The organism is Pseudomonas sp. GW460-LB5 (assembly GCF_059423245.1).
Window position 1 is genome coordinate 22,868 of the sequence record NZ_JBWKXT010000021.1, and the last position, 24,151, is coordinate 47,018.

Below are 24,151 nucleotides of genomic sequence, written 5' to 3' on the forward strand. Positions count from 1 at the left end.
GTGGGTGATGGAGGATGGGACGTCGAGGGGGATCGAAGGTTCGCGTGCCGAATGTTGCAAGGGATTTAGAAGCTGACGTGAAGAGAAAAGTCTGACCAAATTAGAGGATTTGCCTGAATTCCTGATTCAGCGGAAAAACGACAGGGTAGGTCGCTTCAATCCTTGAATGGGTGTATCCATAAGAATACGTCGTTTTGACACTGTCTTGAGGGTCATTCGTGCCCTGGGGGTGGACCTTCTCGTTCAGCCACATGCAATGGCCCGCTGATCCAGCTCGGTTAAGTCAGTATTTGCTTCATCTGCACCAACGCTACCCGCGTGCCGTCCCACGCCTGCCGCTCCTCGATGCCGAACGGTGTGAAGCCCAGCTGTGGATAAAGCAGCAGGCCCGCGGTGTTGTGATTGAAGCATGACACCCACACCTCCCGAGCAGCGTAGTGCTGGCGGGCGAAGTCGATCATGGTGGTTACCAGGTAACGCGCTACGCCATGGCCGCGGGCGGCAGGGGCCACGACCACATTGCCAAGGGCACACGCGCCGCCGTGTTCGGCTTTGTAGAAGTTGGCAAAGGCCAGGACAGTACCGTTGCCTTCCACCACCGTGGAGCCGCTGCGTTGGGCTATGGCGTCGCTCAGCTGGGCAGCGGTGAAGGGATAGGTGGCTTTGGGGAACATGTAGAACAGTTCGTCCGGGCCCTGCGGGAAGTTGCAGATGACGGGGATGTCGTCAGGGTGGATGGGGCGGTGGGTCAGGTGCATGGCAGGTCCCTCTTGCGCTGGCGGATCGGGCCTTTTCGCGGGTGAACCCGCGAAGAGGCCATCAGCCTTGCATCATAAGCCCCTTTGCAGGCGCAGATGCGGGCCGCCAGTCAACTCAAGGCTTGGCGGCCACCGCAACGTAGCCTTTGACCGAAGCCGGTGCCTGGGGCTTGGCCTTGTGCGCCAGCAGGTACTGATAGCGCCGCCATTCCTTGTCGATTTCGCTGAACGACATGAACACGCTGATACGGTCCTTGCCGGCCAGGTCGGGACGCTTGCCGGCGTCAATCTCGCTGGTGGGAATGATGGCGACGTTGATGCCCACTACCGTGCCGTCATCCGCAAACACGGGCCCGCCCGACATGCCCTTGGTGATCGGGCCGTCATGCACCGAGTAGAAGACACTGCCAGGCGTGCCTTCAAGGCGTACCAATGACGGCAAGGCATGGCCCTTGCCCTGCATCGGCATCATAAAGCTGTTGAAACCTACCGCCGTCACCGCTTCCCCAGGCACGTACTGGCGCCAGCGCGGCACGCTGCTGGCCTTGTGCTTGAAGAACACCACATCGCCGAGGCCCTCGTGGACCACGTTGCGCAGGAAGGGGGTGTGTTTGGCGGTTACTGCGTAATCCTCGTTCCACTGGATGGCACTGGCCATCAGCAACATCGGCAGCGGCGCACCCGAGGTGACCACGAAAGCCTGGCTGTAGACGGGGTCTGAAACGTACGACGTTGGCACTCCATTGCACCCACTGAGCAGCATCATTGCCGCCATGCAGGGCGCGATTGTTTTCATGGGTCACACGGGGCGTGGAGAAAAGGGAACGCAACTATGGCTAAGTGCCATTACGCCAGCAATGCTTTCGGCATATATCCGACGAATGACAGCTTAAGTATTAATCCTGACTGCGGCCAATAGAATGCAGACATGGCTACAGGCCCCGGAGTCATTAGGGTGCCGTCAATTATTTCGTGCCGCTCCTGACGTGACCATGCAAGCCGCACGCTCTGCATCAGATCAAAATTCGGGCATAAAAAAACCGACCAGTAAGGTCGGTTTTTTCCGGATCTTGGTGCCCCGAGGGAGACTCGAACTCCCACTCCTTTCGAAAACGGATTTTGAATCCGCCGCGTCTACCAATTCCGCCATCAGGGCGTGTGGCGCGCAGTATAGAGAGCTGCCGCTAGTCGGTCAATCGGCTTTCATGGTCAATTTTCACACATTGGGCTAAACTTCCCGGCCCTGCCGAACCGAACATCATCATGCGCGTCGCCGATTTTTCCTTCGAACTCCCTGATTCCCTGATCGCCCGCCACCCGTTGGCCGAGCGCCATGGCAGCCGTCTGCTGGTACTCGATGGGCCGACCGGCGCGCTGGCGCACCGGCAATTCCCCGACCTGCTCGAATACCTGCGCCCCGGCGACCTGATGGTGTTCAACAACACCCGGGTGATCCCGGCGCGCCTGTTTGGCCAGAAAGCCTCTGGCGGCAAGCTGGAAGTGCTGGTCGAGCGCGTGCTCGACAGCCACCGGGTGCTGGCCCATGTGCGTGCCAGCAAGGCGCCGAAAGAAGGCGCAGTCATCCTCATTGATGGCGGTGGCGAGGCCGAAATGGTCGCGCGCCATGACACGCTGTTCGAGCTGCGCTTCACCGAAGAGGTGCTGCCACTGCTCGACCGCGTCGGCCATATGCCGCTGCCGCCCTACATCGACCGCCCCGACGAGGGCGCCGACCGTGAGCGCTACCAGACCGTGTACGCCCAGCGCGCCGGTGCGGTTGCCGCGCCCACTGCGGGCCTGCACTTTGACGAAGCGCTGTTGGAAAAGATTGCTGCCAAAGGTGTGGAGCGGGCTTTCGTTACCCTGCACGTGGGCGCGGGCACGTTCCAGCCGGTGCGGGTCGACAAGATCGAAGACCACCACATGCACAAAGAATGGCTCGAAGTGGGCCAGGATGTGGTCGATGCCATCGAGGCCTGCCGCGCACGTGGCGGCCGGGTGGTCGCGGTCGGCACCACCAGCGTGCGTTCGCTGGAGAGCGCGGCGCGCGATGGCGTGCTCAAGGCCTTCAGCGGCGACACCGACATCTTCATCTACCCGGGCCGACCGTTCCATGTGGTCGATGCCCTGGTCACCAACTTCCACCTGCCGGAGTCCACGCTGCTGATGCTGGTCTCGGCCTTCGCCGGCTACCCCGAGACCATGGCCGCCTATGCGGCGGCGGTCGAGCACGGGTACCGCTTCTTCAGTTACGGTGATGCCATGTTCATCACCCGCAATCCGGCGCCACGCGGCCCCGAGGATCAAGCATGAGTCGCACCTGTCGAATGTCCTTCGAACTGCTGGCTACCGACGGCAAGGCCCGTCGTGGTCGCATCACCTTCCCACGTGGCACGGTGGAAACCCCGGCGTTCATGCCGGTGGGCACCTATGGCACGGTCAAGGGCATGCTGCCACGCGATATCGAGGCCATTGGCGCCGAGATGATCCTGGGCAACACCTTCCACCTGTGGCTGCGCCCGGGCACCGAGGTGATCAAGAAGCACAACGGCCTGCACGACTTCATGCAGTGGAAAGGCCCGATCCTCACCGACTCCGGTGGCTTCCAGGTGTTCAGCCTGGGCGCCATGCGCAAGATCAAGGAAGAGGGCGTGACCTTTGCCTCGCCGGTCGATGGCTCGAAGGTGTTCATGGGCCCTGAAGAGTCGATGCAGGTGCAACGTGACCTGGGCTCGGACGTGGTGATGATCTTCGACGAGTGCACCCCGTACCCGGCCGAGCACGACGTGGCACGTACTTCCATGGAACTGTCGCTGCGCTGGGCCCAGCGTTCGAAGAACGCCCACGCCGACAACACGGCGGCGCTGTTTGGCATCGTCCAGGGTGGCATGTACCAGGACTTGCGCATGCGCTCGCTGGAAGGCCTGGAAAACATCGGCTTCGACGGCCTGGCCATCGGCGGCCTGTCGGTGGGCGAACCCAAGCACGAAATGATCAAGGTGCTGGATTACCTGCCGGGCATGATGCCTGCTGACAAACCTCGTTACCTTATGGGGGTAGGCAAACCGGAAGATCTCGTTGAGGGTGTGCGCCGCGGCGTCGACATGTTCGACTGCGTGATGCCTACGCGTAACGCACGTAACGGCCATCTGTTTGTCGATACAGGGGTGATCAAGATCCGCAATGCGTTCCATCGCCATGATGAATCGCCGCTGGATCCGACCTGTGACTGCTACACCTGCACCAACTTCTCCCGTGCCTATCTCCATCACCTGGACAAGTGCGGCGAAATGCTGAGCAGCATGCTGAATACCATCCACAACTTGCGCCATTACCAGCGCTTGATGGCCGGTTTACGCGAGGCTATTCAACAGGGTAAATTGGCCGCCTTTGTCGACGCCTTCTACGCCAAGCGCGGGCTTCCTGTACCGCCTTTGGACTGACTGTCTGCATCCATTATTAGAAAATTACATTAGGAGTGCCCAATGAGCTTCTTCATCCCCGCCGCATACGCGGACGCTGCAGCACCTGCCGCTGGCCCAGCCGGTACCGGCTTCGAGTGGATTTTCCTGGTCGGTTTCCTGGTCATCTTCTACCTGATGATCTGGCGCCCTCAGGCCAAGCGCGCCAAAGAGCAGAAGAACCTGCTCGGCAACTTGCAGAAAGGTGACGAAGTTGTCACCAACGGCGGCATCGCCGGCAAGATCGTCAAGGTTTCCGATGATTTCGTGGTGCTGGAAGTCTCCGACACTGTCGAGCTGAAGTTCCAGAAGGGCGCCATCGCGGCCACCCTGCCAAAAGGTACGCTCAAGGCTATCTGAGTTACCGGTTTTATTTTCCAGTCGGGGCGCGCAACGCGCCCCGCGTCTTGAACGGGCGGCGTGATGCTGAACAAATACCCTCTGTGGAAATATGCACTGATCGTGCTGGTACTGGTGGTCGGTTTCATTTATTCCGCTCCTAACCTCTACCCGGATGACCCGGCGGTGCAGATCAGCGGTGCCAGTTCGGCGCTGCAGGTAAACCAGGCCGACCTCGATCGCGTCAGCAAGGCGCTGCTCGATGCCAAGATCGCCGTCAAGGGCGCGAGCCTGGGTGAGAAGGGCAGCGGGCTGATTCGCCTGACCAACCAGGAAGACCAGCTGCCAGCCAAGGATGTCGTGCGCAAGGCACTGGGCGATGATTATGTCGTGGCCCTGAACCTGGCCCAGACTACCCCGCAATGGCTGCGCAACCTGGGTGCGAGCCCGATGAAACTGGGCCTGGACCTGTCCGGTGGTGTGCACTTCCTGCTGGAAGTGGACATGGACAAGGCCATGACGGCCCGCATGAAAGTCTACGAGGGCGAGGTCAAGACCTTGCTGCGTAAAGAGCGCGTCCGCTACCGCAGCCTGCCCCAGCAGGATGGCGGCATCATGCTGGGCTTTGCTGACGATGCAACCCGCGAACAGGCACGTGCCCTGATCCGCAAGAATTTCAATGATTTCGACCTGACCACCACCGAGCGCAACGACCTCGCCGTGCTGCGTCTGGCGCTGACTCAGGCAAAAGTTGCCGAGATCCGCGAATACTCGATCAAGCAGAACCTCACCACCGTCCGCAACCGTGTCAACGAGCTGGGCGTGGCTGAACCCCTGGTACAGCGCCAGGGCGCCAACCGTATCGTGGTCGAGCTGCCAGGCGTGCAGGACACTGCCGAAGCCAAGCGTATTCTCGGTAAAACCGCCAACCTGGAGTTCCGCTTTGGTGCCGAACCGGGTGCGTCCAAGGCCACGACCGAAGTGTTCGAATTCCGTGAAGGCGGCCGTTCTGCCCCGGTCGAGCGCGGCCTGATCATCACCGGTGACCAGGTAACCGACGCCCAGGCCAGCTTTGACGAGCACGGCCGCCCACAAGTGAACATCCGCCTGGATGGCCACGGTGGCGAGCTGATGAGCCGTGCTACCCGTAGCAACGTTGGCCGCAGCATGGCGGTGATCTTCATCGAGCAGAAGCCGGTGACCCGCTATGTGAAGCAGACCGTCGACGGCGTCGAGAAAGACGTTGCCGTACAAAGCTTCGTGGAAGAGAAGAAGATCATCAGCCTGGCGACCATCCAGTCGCCGCTGGGCAGCCAGTTCCGCATTACTGGCCTGAATGGCCAGGGCGAATCGTCCGAGCTGGCCCTGCTGCTGCGTGCCGGTGGTCTGGCCGCGCCGATGTACTTCGCCGAAGAACGTACCATTGGCCCAAGCCTGGGTGCCGACAACATCACCAAGGGTATCGATGCTTCGCTGTGGGGCATGCTGTTCGTCTCGCTGTTCATCATCGCCATCTACCGCGGCTTTGGCGTCATTGCCACCATCGCCCTGGCGGGCAACATGGTATTGCTGCTGGCGCTGATGTCGCTGCTGGGCGCTACCCTGACGCTGCCGGGTATTGCCGGTATCGTGTTGACCATGGGTATGGCGGTGGACGCCAACGTGCTGATCTTCTCGCGTATCCGCGAAGAGCTGAAAGCCGGCATGTCGGTACAGCGCGCCATCCACGAAGGCTTCAACCGCGCCTACACCGCGATCATCGACGCCAACCTGACCAGCCTGCTGGTCGGCGGCATCCTGTTCGCCATGGGTACCGGCCCGGTCAAAGGCTTTGCGGTTACCATGTCCCTCGGGATTTTCACCTCGATGTTCACCGCCGTCATGGTGACCCGTGCAATGGTCAACCTGACCTGCGGCGGGCGTGACATCAAGAAGCTGTGGGTTTGAGGGAGCTGCGATGAAAACCATCAACTTCATGGGCGTGCGCAATGTTGCGTTCGCCATTACCGTGCTCCTCACCGTACTGGCGCTGTTCAGCTGGTGGCAGAAGGGTCTCAACTTTGGCCTGGACTTCACCGGTGGTACGCTGATCGAGCTGACTTACGAGCGCCCGGCCGACCTCAAGGCGGTGCGTGCCGAGCTGGTCGATTCCGGCTTCCACGAGGCCGTGGTGCAGAGCTTTGGCGCTACCACCGACCTGCTGGTGCGTATGCCGGGCGACGACCCGCAGCTGGGTAACAAGGTGGCCGCTGCCTTGCAGAAGGCCGGCGGCGACAACCCGGCTACCCTCAAGCGTGTCGAGTTCGTAGGCCCGCAGGTGGGTGAAGAGCTGCGCGACCAGGGCGGCATGGGCATGCTCATGGCCTTGGGCGGCATCCTTATCTACCTGGCCTTCCGCTTCCAGTGGAAGTTCGCCGTGGGTGCGATCGTTTCGCTGATCCACGACGTGGTGGTTACCCTGGGTATCCTGTCGTTCTTCCAGATTACCTTCGACCTGACGGTGCTGGCGGCGGTGCTGGCGATCATCGGCTACTCGCTGAACGACACCATCGTCGTGTTCGACCGGGTGCGTGAGAACTTCCGCGTCATGCGCAAGGCCTCGCTGATCGAGAACATCAACGTTTCGACCACCCAGACACTGCTGCGCACCATCGCCACGTCGGTTTCGACCTTGCTGGCCATTGCCGCGCTGCTGTTCTTCGGTGGCGACAACCTGTTCGGCTTCTCGCTGGCCCTGTTCATCGGTGTCATGGCCGGTACCTACTCGTCGATCTACATCGCCAACGTGGTACTGATCTGGCTGAACCTGAACAGCGAAGACCTGATCCCTCCAGTCAAGGCTGAAGGTGTGGACGAGCGCCCATAAGGCCCCGTCCCTACGCCGTACGGCGAGCAAAAAGGCGCGAGTGTTGAACTCGCGCCTTTTTTTTTGCTCCAAGGCTGGGAGAAGCGCGGGTTGAGACCCGCTGGTACGATCAGGAGGTTCACGTGAACAAATCAATGCTGGTGGGTGCGGTGCTGGGTGCTGTCGGTGTAACTGCCGGAGGTGCTGTGGCGACCTACAGCTTGGTGAACAAAGGCCCCGAAGTCGCCCAGGTGACGGACGTGCAGCCGATCAAGCAGCAGGTGAAAACCCCGCGTGAAGTGTGCAAGGACGTGGCCGTGACGCGTCAGGCGCCGGTCAAGGACCAGCACCAGATTGCCGGTACCGTGGTCGGTGCGCTGGCGGGTGGTTTGCTGGGCAATCAGATTGGCGGCGGCACCGGCAAGAAGATCGCTACCGTGGCCGGTGCGGTCGGTGGTGGTTATGCCGGTAACAAGGTTCAAGAAGGCATGCAGCAGCGTGACACCTATACCACCACACAAACACGCTGCAACACGGTCAACGACATCAGCGAGAAGGTGGTGGGTTACAACGTGACCTACTCCATCGGTGATCAGGTAGGCAAGGTGAAGATGGACCGCGAGCCAGGGGCGACCATTCCTCTGGACAAGAATGGCAAGTTGATCCTGAGCGAAGCTGCCCAGTGATCGATGTCGCCTGAGCCGGCCTCTTCGCGGGTAAACCCGCTCCCACACAGGTAATGCGATCCCTGTGGGAGCGGGTTTGCTTAGCGCTTCATGCTTTCCGGCAGGTGTGGCTGGATAGCGGTCAGTACGGCCTTGAAGCACTTGATGTTGCCTGCAACGATGTGGCCTTTGTCGAGGAAGTCGTGGCCACCGTTGAAGTCGCTCACCAGGCCACCGGCTTCCTGGATCAGCAGCACGCCGGCTGCCATGTCCCACTCGGCCAGGCCCGACTCCCAGAAGGCGTCGAAACGGCCAGCGGCCACATAGGCCAGGTCCAGGCTGGCGGAGCCGGCGCGGCGGATGCCGGCGGTCTGGCCAGTCAGGGCGCGGAACATGCCCAGGTAGTTGTCCATGTCGGCCATCTGGCCATCACGGAACGGGAAGCCGGTACCCAGCAGGGCGCCTTCCAGGCTGGTGCGCGAGCTTACACGCAGGCGGCGGCCATTGAGCTGGGCGCCACGGCCGCGGCTGGCGGTGAATTCTTCCTGGCGTACGGGGTCGAGCACCACGGCGTGCTCAAGGCGGCCACGGTATTTGCAGGCGATGCTGACGGCGAAGTGGGGGATGCCGCGAAGGAAGTTGGTGGTGCCGTCCAGTGGGTCGATGATCCACAGGTAGTCTTTACCTTCTTCGCCGGTGCCCGCGTGCATGCCCGTCTCTTCACCCTGGATGGAGTGGTTCGGGTAGGCCTTGCGCAGCGCGTCGACGATCTTCTGCTCGGCGGCACGATCAACCTCGGAAACGTAGTCCTTAGCCTCTTTCTCGTCCACCTTGATGCTATCCAGGCGTTCGATGGAGCGGAAAATCAGTTCACTGGCGCTGCGAGCGGCGCGCAGGGCGATATTCAGCATAGGCTGCATGGGCGGGTCACCTGGAGATGTTAAAGAAGAAAGCCGATCATTCTAGCAGAAAACTTTGTCGGCAGAAGTGTCACATTTGCTTTCATGGCGTTACGTCTGTCGGTTCTGTAAGATCGGATGCCCTGATTCCTGCATCTGTGAGCACAACACCTTGCTGCAAAATATTCGTGTTGTTCTGGTCAATACCAGCCACCCCGGCAACATCGGCGGCGCTGCGCGTGCCATGAAAAACATGGGCTTGTCGCGCCTGGTGCTGGTACAGCCGAAAGAATTCCCCGCCCTGGATGCCAGTGCCCGCGCCTCGGGTGCCGACGACGTGCTGGATAACGCCCAGGTGGTCGACAGCCTTGAACAGGCGCTGGTCGGCTGTAACCTGGTGATGGGGACCAGCGCCCGTGAGCGCAGCATCCCGTGGCCGTTGATTGGCCCGCGCGAGTGCGGGGCCAAGGCGGTGGAGCATGCCAAGGGTGGTGAAGAGATCGCCCTGGTGTTCGGGCGTGAACACGCCGGCCTGACCAACGAAGAACTGCAGCGATGTCACTTCCACGTGCACATTCCCTCCAACCCCGACTTCAGCTCGCTGAACCTTGCGGCCGCTGTCCAGGTGCTCTCTTACGAGGTGCGCATGGCCTGGCTGGCCGCCGGCGAAGCGCCGGGCAAAGTCGAGAAGGTTGACGCCAGCGAGCTGGCGACGATGGACGAAATGGAGCTGTTCTACGACCACCTGGAGAAAACCCTGGTGGGCATCGGCTTCCTCGACCCCGAAAAGCCCAAGCACCTGATGCCGCGCTTGCGCCGGCTTTATGGGCGGGTGGCGGTCGAGCGTTCGGAAATGAGCATTTTGCGCGGCATCCTCACCGAGACCCAGAAAGTGGTCCGGGGCGAGCCGCATAAACGGAAGGACTGACAGATGTTCGAACGCCTGCGTGAAGATATTCAAAGCGTATTCCACCGTGACCCGGCTGCGCGCAATGCCTTCGAGGTGCTCACCTGCTACCCGGGTGTGCATGCCATCTGGCTGCACCGCCTGGGCAATGCCCTGTGGAAGCGTGATTTCAAGTGGCTGGCCCGGCTGGTGTCCAACTTCGGGCGCTGGCTGACCGGTATCGAGATCCACCCCGGTGCCACAATCGGCCGGCGTTTCTTCATTGACCACGGCATGGGTATCGTCATCGGCGAAACCGCCGAGATCGGCGATGACGTCACCCTTTACCAGGGCGTGACCCTGGGCGGTACCAGCTGGAATAAAGGCAAGCGCCATCCTACCCTGGAGAACGGCGTGGTGGTGGGGGCGGGGGCCAAGGTGCTGGGCCCGTTCACCGTCGGCGCCGGGGCCAAGATCGGCTCCAACGCGGTGGTGACCAAGGCGGTACCGCCCGGCGCCACGGCGGTGGGCATCCCGGGGCGCATCATCGTCAAGAGCGAGGACACCGAAGTCGAGGCCAAGCGCAAGGCCATGGCCGAGAAGATAGGCTTCGATGCCTACGGTGTCAGTGGTGACATGCCCGACCCGGTGGCGCGTGCCATCGGCCAGATGCTCGATCATCTACAGGCGGTCGACGAGCGGCTGGAGGGCATGTGTGGCGCCCTGACCAAGATGGGTAGCGATTACTGCGCCAAGGAGCTGCCCGCGCTGCCGGAAGATGATTTCACCGAGGTTGCCCAGGTGGTCCAGCGCGACACTCAGTCGCATTGATTACGCCGCACTGAACCCATGGTGACATACGGGGCGTGTGCTCACGCCCCTCGTCTGCTACAATCGCGCCCGCCTCCCTGATGCAAACCCGACTAAAGCAGTAGGTCTAATAGTTGACTTAAATGCTCGGGAATCGCATACTCGACACATCCCGAAACTCCCGTGGTACCCAATAGCCATGCGACTGACTACCAAAGGCCGATACGCCGTGACTGCCATGCTTGACCTGGCGTTGCACGCGCAGCATGGGCCGGTGTCTTTGGCCGACATTTCCGAGCGCCAGGGCATATCCCTCTCTTATCTGGAACAGCTGTTCGCCAAGCTGCGCCGTAGCAGCCTGGTTTCCAGTGTGCGCGGTCCAGGCGGTGGCTACCAGCTGTCGCGGGGCATGGAAACCATCCAGGTGGCCCAGGTCATCGATGCGGTCAATGAATCGGTCGATGCTACCCGGTGCCAGGGCCTTGGGGACTGCCATGCCGGTGATACCTGCCTGACTCACCACCTGTGGTGCGACCTCAGCCAGCAGATCCATGAATTCCTCAGCGGCATCAGCCTGGCCGACCTCGTCATGCGCCGTGAGGTGCAGGAAGTTGCCCAGCGCCAGGACCTGCGTCGTGTCGCAGGCCGAACCGCCCAGCTGGACAAGATTGAGACGTCAGCCGTCGATTGATCCCCCTGGGACGACGAGCGACGCCACCGCCTGATAGGAGAGACAAATGAAGTTGCCGATCTACCTCGATTACTCTGCGACCACCCCGGTCGACCCACGTGTGGCCCAGAAAATGGCCGACTGCCTGCTGGTCGACGGGAACTTCGGTAACCCGGCTTCGCGCTCCCACGTCTTCGGCTGGAAAGCCGAGGAAGCGGTCGAGAACGGCCGTCGTCAGGTTGCCGAACTGATCAACGCCGATCCGCGCGAAATCGTCTGGACCAGCGGTGCCACCGAGTCCGACAACCTCGCACTCAAGGGTGTCGCGCACTTCTATCAGACCAAGGGCAAGCACATCATCACCTCCAAGATCGAGCACAAGGCGGTCCTGGATACTGCTCGCCAGCTGGAGCGTGAAGGTTTCGAAGTGACCTACCTGGAACCGGGCGAAGACGGCATCGTCACCCCGGCCATGGTAGAAGCGGTGCTGCGCGACGACACCATCCTGGTCTCGCTGATGCACGTGAACAACGAAGTCGGCTCGATCAACGACATCGCCGCCATCGGTGAACTGACCCGCGCACGCGGCGTCCTGTTCCACGTCGACGCCGCCCAGTCGGCCGGCAAGGTCGAAATCGACCTGCAAAAGCTGAAAGTCGACCTGATGTCGTTCTCGGCGCACAAGGCCTACGGCCCGAAAGGCATCGGCGCGCTGTATGTCAGCCGCAAGCCGCGTGTACGCCTTGAAGCCATCATTCACGGCGGTGGCCATGAGCGCGGCATGCGTTCGGGCACCCTGCCAACCCACCAGATTGTCGGCATGGGCGAAGCTTTCGCCATCGCCAAGCAGGAAATGGCCGCCGAAAACGTGCGCATCAAGGCCCTGAGCGACCGCTTCTTCAAGCAGGTTTCGGACCTTGAAGAGCTGTACGTCAATGGCAGCAAGACCGCCCGCGTGCCGCACAACCTGAACCTGAGCTTCAACTACGTCGAAGGCGAATCGCTGCTGATGTCGCTGAAGGACATCGCCGTATCGTCCGGTTCGGCCTGCACCTCCGCATCGCTCGAACCGTCCTACGTACTGCGCGCTCTGGGCCGCAACGACGAGCTGGCGCACAGCTCGATCCGCTTCTCCTTCGGCCGTTTCACCACCGAAGAAGAAGTCGACTATGCCGCGCAGAAAGTCTGCGAGGCCGTCAACAAACTGCGTGAGCTGTCGCCGCTGTGGGACATGTACAAAGACGGCGTTGACATCTCCAAGATCGAGTGGGCCGCCCACTAAGCAGTCGCCGGCAAGAGCGGCTCCCTGATGAGGAAGGAATTGCACCATGGCATACAGTGAAAAGGTCATCGACCACTACGAAAACCCGCGCAACGTCGGCAAGATGAATGCCGAAGACCCGGACGTTGGCACCGGCATGGTCGGCGCCCCGGCTTGCGGCGACGTTATGCGCCTGCAGATCAAGGTCAACGAGCAGGGCGTTATTGAAGACGCCAAGTTCAAGACCTACGGCTGCGGTTCGGCCATCGCTTCCAGCTCCCTCGCCACCGAGTGGATGAAGGGCAAGACCCTGGACGAAGCCGAAACCATCAAGAACACCCAACTGGCTGAAGAACTGGCGTTGCCGCCGGTCAAGATCCACTGCTCGGTACTCGCCGAAGATGCCATCAAGGCAGCTGTACGCGATTACAAGCAGAAGAAAGGCTTGATCTAAGTCGCCTGTTGCGAGGTAAGGAGTCCTGATGGCTATCAGCATGACAGAAGCCGCCGCCAACCACATTCGCCGTTCCCTTGACGGGCGCGGCAAAGGTGAGGGCATTCGCCTGGGCGTGCGCACCACCGGTTGCTCGGGCCTGGCCTACGTGCTGGAGTTCGTCGACGAACTGGCGGATGAAGACCAGGTGTTCGAGAACCACGGCGTAAAGGTGATCATCGATCCCAAGAGCCTGGTCTACCTCGATGGCACCGAGCTGGATTTCGTCAAGGAAGGGTTGAACGAAGGCTTCAAGTTCAACAACCCCAACGTGCGCGGTGAGTGTGGCTGCGGCGAAAGCTTCAACGTTTGAGGCTGGCTGTGGGTACTCCTTGTCATTACGCATTGTTTGACCTCCAGCCAAGCTTCCGCCTGGATCTGGACAAGCTGGCCACTCGCTATCGCGAGCTGGCCCGCGAAGTCCATCCTGATCGCTTTGCCGACGCCTCCGAGCGTGAGCAGCGCGTAGCGCTGGAAAAGTCCGCAGCCCTCAACGACGCCTACCAGACCCTGCGCAGTGCGCCGCGTCGGGCCCGCTATTTGCTGGCCATCAGCGGCCACGAAGTGCCTCAGGAAGTCACGGTCCATGACCCAGAATTCCTGTTGCAGCAAATGCAGTGGCGTGAAGAGCTCGAAGAGTTGCAGGACGAAGCCGACCTTGACGGTGTCGGCGTGTTCAAGAAGCGCCTGAAGGCCGCCCAGGACACGCTGAACGAGGACTTTGCCGCCTGCTGGGATGCCCCAGGCGAGCGCGACAAGGCCGAGCGCCTGATGCGCCGCATGCAGTTCCTCGACAAGCTCGCCCAAGAAGTGCGCCAGCTGAAAGAGCGCCTCGACGATTAACCCGGTGCTGCCCGTGATGGCACCTAAGGTATTCAGATAAGCATGGCCCTACTGCAGATTGCCGAACCCGGTCAAAGCCCTCAGCCGCACCAGCGCCGCCTGGCGGTGGGGATCGACCTGGGTACCACCAACTCTCTGGTCGCCGCATTACGCAGCGGCCGTAGCGAGCCCCTGCCCGACGCGCAGGGTAACGTGATTCTGCCGTCCGCGGTGCGCTACCTCGAAGGGCGCAACGAAGTGGGGCAGGCCGCGCGTGATGCCGCTTCCAGTGACCCGCTGAACACCGTGCTGTCGGTCAAGCGCCTGATGGGGCGCGGTCTGGCCGACGTCAAGCAATTGGGCGAGCAGCTGCCATACCGCTTTGTCGGCGGCGAGTCGCACATGCCGTTCATCGACACCGTGCAGGGGCCGAAAAGCCCGGTGGAAGTGTCCGCTGATATCCTTAAAGTGCTGCGCGAGCGCGCCGAAGCGACCCTGGGTGGCGAGCTGGTTGGTGCGGTGATTACCGTGCCGGCCTATTTCGACGATGCCCAGCGCCAGGCCACCAAGGACGCTGCGCGCCTGGCTGGCCTGAACGTGCTGCGCCTGCTCAACGAACCAACCGCAGCCGCCGTGGCCTATGGTCTGGACCAGAACGCCGAAGGCGTGGTGGCCATCTATGACCTGGGTGGTGGTACCTTCGATATTTCCATCCTGCGCCTGACCGCTGGCGTATTCGAAGTGCTGGCTACCGGTGGCGATACCGCCCTGGGCGGTGACGATTTCGACCACGCCATTGCCGGCTGGATCATCGAGCAGGCTGGCCTGTCGTCCGACCTGGACCCAGCCACTCAGCGTGAGTTGCTGCAAACCGCCTGCGCTGCCAAGGAAGCCCTGACCGACGCCGACGTGGTCAGCGTCAGCCATGGCAGCTGGCAGGGCGAACTGAGCCGCACGGCCTTCGAAGCCATGATAGAGCCATTGGTTGCCCGCAGCCTCAAGGCTTGCCGTCGCGCTGTGCGCGACAGTGGCGTCGAGCTCGAAGAAGTCAGTGCCGTGGTCATGGTCGGTGGTTCGACCCGTGTGCCGCGGGTGCGTGAAGCCGTGGGCGCGCTGTTTGGTCGCGCCCCGATGACTTCGATCGACCCTGATCAGGTTGTGGCCATTGGTGCCGCCATCCAGGCCGATACCCTGGCCGGCAACCGCCGCGAAGGTGGCGAACTGTTGCTGCTTGATGTCATTCCGCTGTCGCTCGGTCTTGAGACCATGGGTGGACTGATGGAAAAGGTGATCCCGCGCAACACCACCATTCCGGTGGCCCGTGCACAGGAGTTCACGACGTATAAAGATGGCCAGTCGGCCATGATGATCCACGTCCTGCAAGGTGAGCGCGAGCTGATCAGCGACTGCCGCTCGCTGGCACGGTTCGAGCTGCGCGGTATCCCGGCGATGGTTGCCGGCGCTGCCAAAATTCGCGTGACCTTCCAGGTGGATGCCGATGGTCTGCTCAGCGTTGCGGCCCGCGAACTGGGGTCGGGCGTGGAAGCAAGCATCCAGGTCAAGCCGTCTTACGGCCTGACCGACGGCGAAATCGCCCGCATGCTCAAGGACTCCTTCGAACACGCAGGTACCGATAAGCAGGCCCGTCAGTTGCGCGAGCACCAGGTGGACGCCGAGCGCCTGCTCGAAGCAGTACAGGGCGCCCTGGACGCCGACGGTGACCGCTTGCTCAGCAGTGACGAGCGCGATGCCATTGCATTCCAGATGCAAGAACTACGTGATTTGCTGACCGGCACCGATGGCGCAGCCATCGAGCAACAGACCAAGCGTCTGTCGCAGGTGACCGACGCATTTGCCGCCCGTCGCCTTGATTCGACGGTCAAAGCCGCACTGGCCGGGCGCAACCTGAATGAGATCGAGGAGTAACCGATGCCGCTGGTGACATTCCTGCCGCATGAGAAGTTCTGCCCTGAAGGGCTGACCGTGGAGGTCGAGCCGGGGACCAATATCCTGGAACTGGCACACGACCATCACATCGAGATGGAAAGCGCCTGCGGCGGCGTCAAGGCCTGCACCACTTGCCACTGCATCGTGCGCAAGGGCTTCGATTCCCTCAAAGAGGCCGACGAGCTTGAAGAGGACATGCTGGACAAGGCATGGGGCCTGGAAGCGCAGTCGCGCCTGGGTTGCCAGGTGGTCGTAGGTGATGCAGACCTGACCATCGAGATACCCAAGTATTCGCTCAACCACGCTGCCGAAGCACCGCACTGAGGGCCTGTACATGAGTCTGAAATGGGTTGATGTACTTGAGATCGCAATCCAGCTTGCAGAAAGCAAGCCTGAGGTCGATCCTCGTTATGTGAATTTCGTGGACCTGCACCGTTGGGTGCTGGCATTGCCAGACTTCAGCGACGATCCGTCACGCGGCGGTGAGAAAGTGCTCGAGGCAATCCAGGGCGCCTGGATCGACGAAGCCGACTAAGCGTCACTTGCAGGTTAGGCAATCCCCTGAAACCCGCGTATAATTCGCGGGTTTAATTTTTCGTAACACTCATATTCTGGAGTTTTCCATGGCTGTTCAACGTACTTTCTCGATCATCAAGCCTGACGCAGTTGCCAAAAACGTCATCGGCAAGATCACCACTCGCTTCGAAGAAGCCGGCCTGAAAATCGTTGCCTCGAAAATCAAACAGCTGTCCAAAGCCGAAGCCGAAGGCTTCTACGCTGAGCACAGCGAGCGCGGCTTCTTCGGTGACCTGGTTGCCTTCATGACTTCCGGCCCGGTCGTTGTACAGGTTCTGGAAGGCGAAAACGCCATCGCTCTGAACCGTGAACTGATGGGCGCTACCAACCCTAAAGAAGCTGCTGCCGGCACCATCCGTGCTGACTTCGCCGAGTCGATCGACGCCAACGCCGTTCACGGTTCGGACTCCGAAGCTGCTGCTGCTCGCGAAATCGCTTACTTCTTCGCTGCTACCGAGGTAACCACTCGCTAAGCGAAAGCTTACGGGTGAGGGTGAATCCATGACGACATCTACTGGCAAAATCAACCTGTTGGGTCTGACCCAGCCGGAAATGGAACAATTCTTCGACTCGATCGGGGAAAAGCGCTTCCGTGCCGGCCAGGTGATGAAATGGATTCACCATTTTGGCGTGTCCGACTTTGCGGCCATGACCAACGTAGGCAAGGCCTTGCGCGAAAAGCTCGAGGCCGTTGCCGAGATTCGCCCACCGGAAGTGGTCAGTGAAGACATTTCCGCCGACGGCACCCGCAAATGGGTGATCCGCGTTGCCTCCGGCAGCTGCGTCGAGACCGTCTATATTCCTACCGACGACCGCGGCACCCTGTGCGTATCGTCGCAAGCCGGCTGTGCCCTGGACTGCAGCTTCTGCTCCACCGGCAAACAGGGCTTCAACAGCAACCTCACTGCCGCTGAAGTCATCGGCCAGGTGTGGCTTGCCAACAAATCCTTCGGGACCGTCCCTGCCAAAGTCGACCGCGCGATCACCAACGTGGTCATGATGGGCATGGGCGAGCCCTTGCTGAACTTCGACAACGTCATTGCCGCCATGAAAATCATGATGGATGACCTGGGCTATGGCATTTCCAAGCGTCGCGTCACCCTGTCCACCTCGGGCGTGGTGCCGATGATCGACGAACTGGCCAAGCACATCGACGTGTCGCTGGCCCTGTCGCTGCACGCGCCGAATGACGAGCTTCGCAACAAGCTGGTACCGATCAACAAGAAGTACCCGCTGAAAGTGCTGCTGGAATCGTGCATGGGCTACATGTCCACCTTGGGTGGCAAGCGCGTGCTCACCGTCGAGTACACCCTGCTCAAGGACGTCAACGACCAGCCTGAGCATGCCGCGCAAATGATCGAGTTGCTGCGCGATGTGCCGTGCAAGATCAACCTGATCCCGTTCAACCCGTTCCCGCATTCGGGCTACGAGCGGCCGAGCAACAACGCCATTCGTCGCTTCCAGGACCTGCTGCACCACGGTGGTTTCAACGTCACCACCCGCACCACCCGTGGTGAGGACATCGATGCCGCCTGTGGCCAGCTGGTCGGCCAGGTCAACGACCGTACCCGTCGCAGTGAGCGCTACATCGCCGTACGCCAGCTTTCCGCGGACGTCGAGCTGCAAGACAGCGCCGCCAGCCACTGACCGGGACCTTGCCCATGAGCCTGCGCGCTGCGCTGTCGATCCTTGCGCTTTCGCTGCTGGCCGGCTGCGTGTCGGGCGGCGCGGGCGACCCCTTGGCCAGCCGCCAGGGCAGGGTGGAAGCGGGGCGGGCTTATGTGCAGCTAGGTCTGGGTTATTTGCAACAGGGTTTGACCGGGCAGGCCAAGGCGCCGCTGGGCAAGGCCCTGGCCCTCGACAGCCGTGATGCCGACGCGCACGCCGCCCTGGCGATGGTGTTCCAGGCCGAAGGTGAGCCGGTGTTGGCCGAAGCGCACTTTCACAAGGCCTTGCTGGCCCGCACTGGCGATACGCGAATTCGCAACAATTACGGCAGTTTCCTTTATGCTCAGGGGCGATTTGCCGAGGCCCAGCAGATGTTTCGCCTCGCCAGTAGCGATACCCTGTATCCTGAGCGCTCACGCGTGTACGAGAACCTGGGCCTGACTGCCCTGAAGCTCGAACGCCGCGACCAGGCGCACGCGTATCTGCTCAAAGCGTTGCAACTCAACCAGCGGCAACCAAAAGCGTTGCTGGAAATGGCTGAGTTGTCCTACGAAAACAGGCATTATGTGCCGGCCCGGGACTACTACGATCGTTTCAGCCAGTTGAGCGACCACGATGCCCGTAGCCTGCTGCTGGGTAGCCGCCTTGCCAGGGTGTTCGACGAGCAGGGCACACTGGCCGAGCTGGGCCAGCAATTACAACGACTTTATCCCGGTACGCCGGAATATCAGCAATACCTGTCGGAGCAACGATGAACGCCGCGCATCCCGAAGTAGCAGTAGCGCCTGGCCAGAACCCCGGTGAGCTTTTGCGCCTGGCCCGTGAGAAACGGGACTGGTCTCAAGCCGAGGTGGCCCGCAAGCTCAACCTCACTGTCAGTTCGTTGAACCATGTGGAAACCGGCGCCTTCGACAAGCTGCCCGGTCATACATTCGCCCGTGGTTATATTCGCGCCTATGCCAAATTGATGGACCTTGACCAGGCCACCCTGGTAGAGGCCTTCGACCGCTACACCGGTACCCACGCCAAAGGCAGCGATGTGCACTCGCTGGGGCGTATCGAAGAGCCAGTACGCCTGTCGCACAATATTCTGCGCGGCGTCAGCCTGCTGTTGTTGGTGGTCGTGGTCGGCGGTGGCTTCGTCTGGTGGCAGGACCAGGGCAGCCTGCGTGGCAAGGACCTGGCCAAGATCGCCCTGGAGCACGTCGAAGTCGAAAGTGCCGACGGCACCACCCAGATTCACCCGCTCGACGAACCTGAAGATCAGGCGGTTACCGCAGGGCAGCAGCCCGAGAGCGCGCCGCTGGCACTGGAGCAGGGCACTGCCGAGCAGCCTGCCGCTGCCGCCGAACAGGCGCCGGCAAGCCCGGCGCAATTGGCTGCTGCCGCACCCGCCCGGCAGGCGCCTGCGCAATCTGCAGCCAACGTAGCGCCTGCGCCGGTAGCACCAGCTGCACCGGCCGCCGCTGCGCCTGTAGCACCTGCAGCTGCCGTGGCCGCTGCCGAGCCCGCCGCAGTACCGGCAGGCAGCGCCAAGGTCGCCATCCAGTTCACCGCCGATTGCTGGACCCAGGTGTCCGATGGCAACGGCAAGGTGCTGTTCAGCGCCGTCAAGCGCAAGGGGGACAACCTCGAGCTGACCGGCAAACCGCCGTTCGCGGTACGCCTGGGCTTTGCCCGGGGCGCCCAGGTCAGCTACAACGGCCAGGCCGTCGATGTTGCCCCGTTCACCAGTGGCGAGACTGCTCGCCTGAAGTTGGGACAGTAAGTCATGCACGGCGAATCTCCGATCAAACGTCGCGAATCCCGCAAAATCTGGGTCGGCAATGTGCCGGTGGGTGGTGATGCACCTATCGCGGTGCAGAGCATGACCAACACCGATACCAACGATGTCGCCGCCACCGTGGCGCAAATCCAGCGCCTGGTCGATGCCGGCGTGGATATCGTGCGGGTTTCGGTGCCGGACATGGACGCGGCCGAGGCGTTTGGCAAGATCAAGCAACAGGTCAGCGTACCGCTGGTTGCCGACATCCACTTCGACTACAAGATCGCCCTGCGCGTGGCCGAACTGGGCGTCGATTGCCTGCGGATCAACCCGGGCAATATCGGCCGCGAAGACCGTGTACGCGCCGTGGTCGACGCTGCCCGCGACCGTGGTATCCCCATCCGTATCGGTGTCAACGCCGGTTCTCTGGAAAAGGATCTGCAGAAGAAGTACGGCGAACCCACCCCGGCGGCGCTGGTCGAGTCGGCCCTGCGCCATGTCGAACATCTGGACCGCCTGAACTTCCAGGACTTCAAGGTCAGCGTCAAGGCCTCCGACGTGTTCATGGCCGTCGAAGCCTACCGCCTGTTGGCCAAGCAGATCGTGCAGCCACTGCACCTGGGCATCACCGAAGCCGGTGGCCTGCGTTCGGGGACGGTGAAATCCGCCGTCGGCCTCGGTATGCTGCTGGCCGAGGGCATCGGCGATACCATCCGTATCTCGCTGGCGGCCGACCCGGTCGAAGAAGTGAAAGTCGGCTACGACATCCTCAAGTCGCTGCACCTGCGTTCGCGTGGCATCAACTTCATCGCCTGCCCGAGCTGCTCGCGGCAGAACTTCGATGTGGTCAAGACCATGAACGAGCTGGAAGGGCGCCTGGAAGACCTGCTGGTGCCGCTGGACGTGGCGGTGATCGGTTGTGTGGTCAACGGCCCCGGTGAAGCCAAGGAAGCCCATGTAGGGTTGACCGGCGGCACGCCGAACCTGATCTACATCGACGGCAAGCCGGCGCAGAAACTGACCAATGACAACCTGGTCGATGAGCTGGAAAGGCTCATCCGTCAGAAAGCGGCCGAAAAGGTCGAAGCCGACGCGGCGCTGATCGCCCGTGGCTGACACACAGAATTCGTAAGGACTTTTCGTGAGCAAATCGCTGCAAGCCATCCGTGGCATGAACGACATCCTGCCAGAACAGTCGCCACTGTGGCGCTACTTCGAAGGCACCGTGGCCGGTCTGCTGGACACCTACGGGTACAGCCAGATCCGCACGCCGATCGTCGAGTTCACCGAGCTGTTCAAGCGCTCGATCGGTGAAGTGACCGACATCGTCGAAAAAGAGATGTACACCTTCGAAGACCGTAACGGCGATTCGCTGACCCTGCGTCCCGAAGGCACCGCCGCTTGCGTCCGTGCCGTGCTGGAACATGGCATCACCGGCAACGGCCAGGTGCAGAAACTGTGGTACATCGGCCAGATGTTCCGCCATGAGCGCCCGCAGAAGGGCCGCTACCGCCAGTTCCACCAGATTGGCGTGGAAGTGTTCAACCTGGACGGTCCGGACATCGACGCCGAGCTGATCATGCTGACCTGGCGCCTTTGGGGCCTGCTGGGCATCCAGGACGCGGTCAAGCTGGAGCTTAACAGCCTGGGTACCAGCGAAGCCCGCGCGCGCTACCGTGACGCGCTGGTCGAGTTCCTCTCGGCGCGCCTGGAGCAACTGGATGAAGACAGCCAGCGCCGCCTGAAGAGCAACCCGCTGCGTATCCTCGACAGCAAGGACCAGAACACCCAGGCGGTGCTGGTGGGTGCGCCGAAGCTGGAAGATTACCTGGACGAAGCGTCGCGCGTGCACTTTGAAGGCCTCAAGGCCCGCCTGGACGCCGCCGGCATTCCGTTCGTGATCAATACCAAGCTGGTGCGCGGCCTGGACTACTACAGCAAGACCGTATTCGAGTGGGTCACCGACAAGCTGGGCGCCCAGGGTACCGTGTGTGCCGGCGGCCGCTATGACGGCCTGGTCGAGCAGATGGGCGGCAAGCCGACCACCGGCGTCGGTTTCGCCATGGGTATCGAGCGCCTGATCCTGCTGCTGGAAACCCTGGGCAAGGTCCCGGAATCCATCAGCCGCCAGATCGACGTCTACCTGTGCGCCTTCGGTGAGCAGGCCGAGCTGGCAGGCCTGCGCCTGTCCGAAACCCTGCGCGACCGCTTGCCGGGCCTGCGCCTGGCGGTGAACGCAGGCGGTGGCAGCTTCAAGAGCCAGTTCAAGAAAGCCGACAAGAGCGGGGCGCTGTTCGCCCTGATCCTCGGTGACGAGGAACTGGCCAGGCAAGAAATCGGCTTCAAGCCCCTGCGTGGCCAGGGTGAACAACAGAACATTGCCTGGGATGCTCTGGCAGAGCACCTGGAAACCGCGATCGCGCAAGCGTAACGCGGTTCAACAAGCGAATAGGCGAAAAGGAGTATTGGGGTGTCGAGTACCGATGATGATGACCTGGCAGGGGTCAAGGACTGGTGGAACCGCAACGGCAAGCCGCTGCTGACTGGCGCGTTGCTGGCAGGCGTGGTGGTGTTGGGCTGGAATACCTGGCACAAGTACCAGAACAACCAGTCCCAAGGTGCCTCGCAGCTGTATCAGGCGTTGATTGAAACCAGCCTGACGCCGACTGGCCAGCCAGACGCCACCAAGGTCGCGGAACTGGCCAGCAAGCTCAAGAGCGAGTTTGGCGGCACCGCTTACGCCCAGTACGGTAGCCTGTTCGTAGCCAAGGTCGCGGTCGAGAGCGGCAAGCTCGACGACGCCGCTGCCGAGCTCAAAGGCGTGCTGGACAAGCCGGCCGATGTGACCCTGGGCGAGATTTCGCGCCAGCGCCTGGCTCGCGTGCTGGCAGCCCAGAACAAAGCCGAGGATGCCCTCAAGCTGCTGGACGGCGACGCCGACAAGGCTTTCCTGGCCAGCCGTGAAGAATTGAAGGGTGACCTGCTGGTGCAGCTGGGTCGCGCCGACGACGCGCACAGCGCTTACGAGAAAGCCAAGGCTGCGCTGTCGGATGAGGCGGCGGTCGGTGGCCTGCAATTGAAGCTGGATGACCTGGCTAAAGGGGACGCGTAAGTGATCGGTTGGAAACATGCAGCAGTGCTGACCCTGGCCGTACTGGCCGCCGGTTGCAGCAGCAACAGCAAGAAGGAACTGCCCCCGGCCGAGCTGACCAAGTTCACCGAGGAAGTGGTGCTGAAGAAGCAGTGGAGCCGTTCGATCGGTGACGGCCAGGGTGAGACCTACAACACCCTGGTACCGGCCATCGAGAACGACCGTATCTATGCTTCCGACGTCAACGGCGAAGTCTTCGCCCTCGACCGCATCACCGGTGATGTGGTGTGGAAGAAGGACTTGGAGCTGCAGGTTTCCGGCGCGGTTGGCGTGGGCTATGGCCTGGTCATGCTCGGCACCCTCAAGGGTGAAGTCATCGCCCTGGACTCCAGCACCGGTGAAGAGCGTTGGCGCTCGCGCGTGACCAGCGAAGTGCTGGCCCCGCCTGCCAACAACGGTGACGTGGTCGTGGTGCAGACCCAGGACGACCGCCTGATCGGCCTGGATGCCGCCACGGGTGACCGCCGCTGGATCTATGAGAACTCCCCGGCCGTGCTGACCCTGCGTGGCACCGGTGCACCGATTGCCACCAATCGCCTGGCCGTCGCCGGCCTGTCCACCGGCAAGGTGGTCGCGGTGGACATCAACAACGGCGTGCCGGTGTGGGAAAGCCGCGTGGCCATCCCCAAGGGCCGTTCCGAGCTGGACCGTGTGGTTGATATCGACGGCGGCTTGCTGCTGTCTGGTGGTACCCTGTACGTCAGCACCTACCAGGGCCGTGTAGCTGGCCTGGACCTGGAAAGCGGCCGCGAGCTGTGGCAGCGCGATGCTTCCAGCTATGTAGGTGTCGCACAGGGCTTCGGTAACGTCTACGTCAGCGAAGCCTCGGGTACCGTGGAAGGCGTGGATGAGCGCTCTTCCAGCGCCCTGTGGAGCAACGACAGCATGGCTCGCCGCCAGTTGACCGCTCCTGAAGTGTTCAGCAGCTACGTGGCTGTGGGTGACTTTGAAGGTTATCTGCACCTGCTGAGCCAGGTGGATGGCCGCTTCGTTGGTCGTGAGCGTATCGACAGCGATGGCCTGCGCGCCCGCCCACTTGTGGTCGGCGACACCATCTATGTCTTCGGCAACAGCGGCAAGCTCGAGGCACTGACCATCCGCTGAAGCTATGCTTGAAACCTTGGCGGGTTTCAAG

Annotated in this window: 27 protein-coding genes and 1 tRNA gene; 24 read left to right on the plus strand and 4 right to left on the minus strand. The window is 61.8% G+C overall.

The genetic code is table 11. The annotated features are described in order from the left end of the window. Nucleotides 1-278 precede the first annotated feature (278 nt). The 3 genes from AC07XM_RS14600 to AC07XM_RS14610 form a co-directional block, all read right to left on the minus strand. The gene (locus AC07XM_RS14600; RefSeq protein ID WP_102689332.1) at nucleotides 279-758 is read right to left on the minus strand and encodes a GNAT family N-acetyltransferase; all 480 of its coding nucleotides are present in this window, start codon (nucleotides 756-758) and stop codon (nucleotides 279-281) included. A 115-nt stretch (nucleotides 759-873) separates the two neighbouring features. Then, nucleotides 874-1,521: a trypsin-like peptidase domain-containing protein gene (locus tag AC07XM_RS14605; RefSeq protein WP_102689344.1), complete on the minus strand. Its 648-nt coding sequence runs from the start codon at nucleotides 1,519-1,521 to the stop codon at nucleotides 874-876. Nucleotides 1,522-1,829: 308 nt separating this feature from the next. Then, nucleotides 1,830-1,914, minus strand: a tRNA-Leu gene (locus AC07XM_RS14610). 107 nt (nucleotides 1,915-2,021) lie between these two features. Between AC07XM_RS14610 and queA the strand changes: the two genes are divergently transcribed. The 6 genes from queA (at nucleotide 2,022) to AC07XM_RS14640 (ending at nucleotide 8,089) form a co-directional block, all read left to right on the plus strand. Beyond that, nucleotides 2,022-3,071 carry a tRNA preQ1(34) S-adenosylmethionine ribosyltransferase-isomerase QueA gene (queA, locus tag AC07XM_RS14615; RefSeq protein ID WP_016484962.1) on the plus strand — a complete coding sequence of 350 codons (1,050 nt, stop codon included), beginning with the start codon at nucleotides 2,022-2,024 and terminating at the stop codon, nucleotides 3,069-3,071. Nucleotides 3,072-3,085: 14 nt separating this feature from the next. Beyond that, nucleotides 3,086-4,201 carry a tRNA guanosine(34) transglycosylase Tgt gene (tgt, locus tag AC07XM_RS14620; RefSeq protein ID WP_016501406.1) on the plus strand — a complete coding sequence of 372 codons (1,116 nt, stop codon included), beginning with the start codon at nucleotides 3,086-3,088 and terminating at the stop codon, nucleotides 4,199-4,201. Nucleotides 4,202-4,243: 42 nt separating this feature from the next. Beyond that, complete coding sequence (gene yajC, locus AC07XM_RS14625; RefSeq protein WP_016484964.1) at nucleotides 4,244-4,579, plus strand: preprotein translocase subunit YajC; 336 nt, start codon at nucleotides 4,244-4,246, stop codon at nucleotides 4,577-4,579. 63 nt (nucleotides 4,580-4,642) lie between these two features. Beyond that, nucleotides 4,643-6,505, plus strand: a complete 1,863-nt coding sequence (secD, locus tag AC07XM_RS14630; RefSeq protein ID WP_016484965.1) for a protein translocase subunit SecD — start codon at nucleotides 4,643-4,645, stop codon at nucleotides 6,503-6,505. 10 nt (nucleotides 6,506-6,515) lie between these two features. Further along, nucleotides 6,516-7,424: a protein translocase subunit SecF gene (secF, locus tag AC07XM_RS14635; protein WP_016484966.1), complete on the plus strand. Its 909-nt coding sequence runs from the start codon at nucleotides 6,516-6,518 to the stop codon at nucleotides 7,422-7,424. A 122-nt stretch (nucleotides 7,425-7,546) separates the two neighbouring features. Continuing rightward, nucleotides 7,547-8,089 carry a glycine zipper 2TM domain-containing protein gene (locus tag AC07XM_RS14640; RefSeq protein ID WP_016501403.1) on the plus strand — a complete coding sequence of 181 codons (543 nt, stop codon included), beginning with the start codon at nucleotides 7,547-7,549 and terminating at the stop codon, nucleotides 8,087-8,089. Nucleotides 8,090-8,169: 80 nt separating this feature from the next. Here AC07XM_RS14640 and suhB read toward each other — a convergent pair whose 3' ends face one another. Continuing rightward, nucleotides 8,170-8,988, minus strand: a complete 819-nt coding sequence (gene suhB / locus AC07XM_RS14645) for a type III secretion system regulator SuhB (RefSeq protein ID WP_019472646.1) — start codon at nucleotides 8,986-8,988, stop codon at nucleotides 8,170-8,172. Nucleotides 8,989-9,139: 151 nt separating this feature from the next. On the opposite strand from suhB, the gene trmJ reads away from it, so the two are divergent. The 18 genes from trmJ to bamB all read left to right on the plus strand — a co-directional run bounded on the left by trmJ (nucleotide 9,140) and on the right by bamB (nucleotide 24,120). Further along, nucleotides 9,140-9,895 (plus strand): tRNA (cytosine(32)/uridine(32)-2'-O)-methyltransferase TrmJ, encoded by a 756-nt coding sequence (trmJ, locus tag AC07XM_RS14650; protein ID WP_023049495.1) that lies wholly within the window; start codon nucleotides 9,140-9,142, stop codon nucleotides 9,893-9,895. Nucleotides 9,896-9,898: 3 nt separating this feature from the next. Beyond that, complete coding sequence (cysE, locus tag AC07XM_RS14655; RefSeq protein ID WP_102689333.1) at nucleotides 9,899-10,684, plus strand: serine O-acetyltransferase; 786 nt, start codon at nucleotides 9,899-9,901, stop codon at nucleotides 10,682-10,684. Between the two features lie 178 nt (nucleotides 10,685-10,862). Continuing rightward, nucleotides 10,863-11,354: a Fe-S cluster assembly transcriptional regulator IscR gene (iscR, locus tag AC07XM_RS14660; protein ID WP_008092572.1), complete on the plus strand. Its 492-nt coding sequence runs from the start codon at nucleotides 10,863-10,865 to the stop codon at nucleotides 11,352-11,354. Between the two features lie 46 nt (nucleotides 11,355-11,400). Further along, nucleotides 11,401-12,615, plus strand: a complete 1,215-nt coding sequence (locus tag AC07XM_RS14665; RefSeq protein WP_016484971.1) for an IscS subfamily cysteine desulfurase — start codon at nucleotides 11,401-11,403, stop codon at nucleotides 12,613-12,615. A 46-nt stretch (nucleotides 12,616-12,661) separates the two neighbouring features. Continuing rightward, a complete protein-coding gene (iscU, locus tag AC07XM_RS14670; RefSeq protein WP_003248539.1) occupies nucleotides 12,662-13,048 on the plus strand; it encodes a Fe-S cluster assembly scaffold IscU in 387 nt (128 codons plus the stop codon). 28 nt (nucleotides 13,049-13,076) lie between these two features. Continuing rightward, nucleotides 13,077-13,400, plus strand: a complete 324-nt coding sequence (gene iscA / locus AC07XM_RS14675) for an iron-sulfur cluster assembly protein IscA (protein WP_003248536.1) — start codon at nucleotides 13,077-13,079, stop codon at nucleotides 13,398-13,400. A gap of 8 nt (nucleotides 13,401-13,408) precedes the next feature. Beyond that, nucleotides 13,409-13,930, plus strand: coding sequence for a co-chaperone HscB (hscB, locus tag AC07XM_RS14680; RefSeq protein ID WP_102689334.1), 522 nt, complete (start codon nucleotides 13,409-13,411; stop codon nucleotides 13,928-13,930). 42 nt (nucleotides 13,931-13,972) lie between these two features. Then, nucleotides 13,973-15,835, plus strand: a complete 1,863-nt coding sequence (hscA, locus tag AC07XM_RS14685; RefSeq protein WP_023049496.1) for a Fe-S protein assembly chaperone HscA — start codon at nucleotides 13,973-13,975, stop codon at nucleotides 15,833-15,835. 3 nt (nucleotides 15,836-15,838) lie between these two features. Next, the gene (fdx, locus tag AC07XM_RS14690; protein ID WP_016484974.1) at nucleotides 15,839-16,180 is read left to right on the plus strand and encodes an ISC system 2Fe-2S type ferredoxin; all 342 of its coding nucleotides are present in this window, start codon (nucleotides 15,839-15,841) and stop codon (nucleotides 16,178-16,180) included. Nucleotides 16,181-16,190: 10 nt separating this feature from the next. Continuing rightward, a complete protein-coding gene (gene iscX, locus AC07XM_RS14695) occupies nucleotides 16,191-16,391 on the plus strand; it encodes a Fe-S cluster assembly protein IscX (RefSeq protein ID WP_016484975.1) in 201 nt (66 codons plus the stop codon). Between the two features lie 88 nt (nucleotides 16,392-16,479). Next, complete coding sequence (gene ndk / locus AC07XM_RS14700; protein WP_012316140.1) at nucleotides 16,480-16,905, plus strand: nucleoside-diphosphate kinase; 426 nt, start codon at nucleotides 16,480-16,482, stop codon at nucleotides 16,903-16,905. A 28-nt stretch (nucleotides 16,906-16,933) separates the two neighbouring features. Continuing rightward, nucleotides 16,934-18,079 carry a dual-specificity RNA methyltransferase RlmN gene (rlmN, locus tag AC07XM_RS14705; protein WP_016484976.1) on the plus strand — a complete coding sequence of 382 codons (1,146 nt, stop codon included), beginning with the start codon at nucleotides 16,934-16,936 and terminating at the stop codon, nucleotides 18,077-18,079. 14 nt (nucleotides 18,080-18,093) lie between these two features. After that, the gene (gene pilW, locus AC07XM_RS14710; RefSeq protein WP_102689335.1) at nucleotides 18,094-18,855 is read left to right on the plus strand and encodes a type IV pilus biogenesis/stability protein PilW; all 762 of its coding nucleotides are present in this window, start codon (nucleotides 18,094-18,096) and stop codon (nucleotides 18,853-18,855) included. Further along, nucleotides 18,852-19,868, plus strand: a complete 1,017-nt coding sequence (locus AC07XM_RS14715; protein WP_016484978.1) for a RodZ domain-containing protein — start codon at nucleotides 18,852-18,854, stop codon at nucleotides 19,866-19,868. The genes pilW and AC07XM_RS14715 overlap by 4 nt, the downstream gene beginning before the upstream one ends. Before the next feature lie 3 nt (nucleotides 19,869-19,871). Next, complete coding sequence (ispG, locus tag AC07XM_RS14720) at nucleotides 19,872-20,981, plus strand: flavodoxin-dependent (E)-4-hydroxy-3-methylbut-2-enyl-diphosphate synthase (protein ID WP_016484979.1); 1,110 nt, start codon at nucleotides 19,872-19,874, stop codon at nucleotides 20,979-20,981. Between the two features lie 25 nt (nucleotides 20,982-21,006). Continuing rightward, the gene (gene hisS, locus AC07XM_RS14725; protein ID WP_016484980.1) at nucleotides 21,007-22,296 is read left to right on the plus strand and encodes a histidine--tRNA ligase; all 1,290 of its coding nucleotides are present in this window, start codon (nucleotides 21,007-21,009) and stop codon (nucleotides 22,294-22,296) included. A gap of 39 nt (nucleotides 22,297-22,335) precedes the next feature. Next, complete coding sequence (locus AC07XM_RS14730) at nucleotides 22,336-22,977, plus strand: tetratricopeptide repeat protein (RefSeq protein WP_016484981.1); 642 nt, start codon at nucleotides 22,336-22,338, stop codon at nucleotides 22,975-22,977. Then, the gene (gene bamB / locus AC07XM_RS14735; protein ID WP_003248513.1) at nucleotides 22,978-24,120 is read left to right on the plus strand and encodes an outer membrane protein assembly factor BamB; all 1,143 of its coding nucleotides are present in this window, start codon (nucleotides 22,978-22,980) and stop codon (nucleotides 24,118-24,120) included. It abuts the gene before it with no gap. Nucleotides 24,121-24,151 lie beyond the last annotated feature (31 nt).

Bases quoted from the DNA above. Each gene is read 5' to 3' on its own strand.
- ispG (WP_016484979.1), top strand. From the start codon at position 19,872: ATGCACGGCGAATCTCCGATCAAACGTCGCGAATCCCGCAAAATCTGG.
- secF (WP_016484966.1), top strand. From the start codon at position 6,516: ATGAAAACCATCAACTTCATGGGCGTGCGCAATGTTGCGTTCGCCATT.
- queA (WP_016484962.1), top strand. From the start codon at position 2,022: ATGCGCGTCGCCGATTTTTCCTTCGAACTCCCTGATTCCCTGATCGCC.
- AC07XM_RS14605 (WP_102689344.1), bottom strand. From the start codon at position 1,521: ATGCTGCTCAGTGGGTGCAATGGAGTGCCAACGTCGTACGTTTCAGAC.
- secD (WP_016484965.1), top strand. From the start codon at position 4,643: ATGCTGAACAAATACCCTCTGTGGAAATATGCACTGATCGTGCTGGTA.
- AC07XM_RS14600 (WP_102689332.1), bottom strand. From the start codon at position 758: ATGCACCTGACCCACCGCCCCATCCACCCTGACGACATCCCCGTCATC.
- yajC (WP_016484964.1), top strand. From the start codon at position 4,244: ATGAGCTTCTTCATCCCCGCCGCATACGCGGACGCTGCAGCACCTGCC.
- iscA (WP_003248536.1), top strand. From the start codon at position 13,077: ATGGCTATCAGCATGACAGAAGCCGCCGCCAACCACATTCGCCGTTCC.
- iscR (WP_008092572.1), top strand. From the start codon at position 10,863: ATGCGACTGACTACCAAAGGCCGATACGCCGTGACTGCCATGCTTGAC.
- suhB (WP_019472646.1), bottom strand. From the start codon at position 8,988: ATGCAGCCTATGCTGAATATCGCCCTGCGCGCCGCTCGCAGCGCCAGT.
- tgt (WP_016501406.1), top strand. From the start codon at position 3,086: ATGTCCTTCGAACTGCTGGCTACCGACGGCAAGGCCCGTCGTGGTCGC.
- ndk (WP_012316140.1), top strand. From the start codon at position 16,480: ATGGCTGTTCAACGTACTTTCTCGATCATCAAGCCTGACGCAGTTGCC.
- iscX (WP_016484975.1), top strand. From the start codon at position 16,191: ATGAGTCTGAAATGGGTTGATGTACTTGAGATCGCAATCCAGCTTGCA.
- AC07XM_RS14715 (WP_016484978.1), top strand. From the start codon at position 18,852: ATGAACGCCGCGCATCCCGAAGTAGCAGTAGCGCCTGGCCAGAACCCC.
- rlmN (WP_016484976.1), top strand. From the start codon at position 16,934: ATGACGACATCTACTGGCAAAATCAACCTGTTGGGTCTGACCCAGCCG.
- pilW (WP_102689335.1), top strand. From the start codon at position 18,094: ATGAGCCTGCGCGCTGCGCTGTCGATCCTTGCGCTTTCGCTGCTGGCC.
- AC07XM_RS14665 (WP_016484971.1), top strand. From the start codon at position 11,401: ATGAAGTTGCCGATCTACCTCGATTACTCTGCGACCACCCCGGTCGAC.
- fdx (WP_016484974.1), top strand. From the start codon at position 15,839: ATGCCGCTGGTGACATTCCTGCCGCATGAGAAGTTCTGCCCTGAAGGG.
- hscA (WP_023049496.1), top strand. From the start codon at position 13,973: ATGGCCCTACTGCAGATTGCCGAACCCGGTCAAAGCCCTCAGCCGCAC.
- cysE (WP_102689333.1), top strand. From the start codon at position 9,899: ATGTTCGAACGCCTGCGTGAAGATATTCAAAGCGTATTCCACCGTGAC.
- iscU (WP_003248539.1), top strand. From the start codon at position 12,662: ATGGCATACAGTGAAAAGGTCATCGACCACTACGAAAACCCGCGCAAC.